1 protein-coding gene is annotated in these 278 nt (G+C 65.1%); it reads left to right on the top strand.

Features of this window, described 5'->3' with window-relative positions; genetic code table 11:
• On the top strand, window positions 1-278 hold a 278-nt coding region (locus tag ADK54_RS19650; protein ID WP_324610178.1), incomplete at both ends, for a carboxyl transferase domain-containing protein.

Genomic DNA, 278 nt, shown 5'->3' with positions numbered 1-278 from the left:
GTGTTCATGGTGCGTGAGACGTCGCAGATGTTCATCACGGGTCCGGATGTGGTGCGGGCGGTGACGGGTGAGGAGATCACCCAGAACGGTCTCGGTGGCGCCGATGTGCATGCCGAGACGTCGGGTGTGGCGCATTTCGCGTATGACGACGAGGAGACGTGCCTGGCCGAGGTCCGGTATCTGATCTCGATGCTGCCGTCGAACAACCGCGAGAACCCGCCGGTCCACGCGTCCGACGACCCGGCCGACCGCCGCTCCGATGTGTTGCTGGACCTGGT

It is taken from the genome of Streptomyces sp. WM6378, assembly GCF_001279695.1.
In the GTDB taxonomy this organism is placed as follows: Bacteria; Actinomycetota; Actinomycetes; order Streptomycetales; family Streptomycetaceae; genus Streptomyces.
This window is presented reverse-complemented; position numbering and strand designations above follow the sequence as displayed.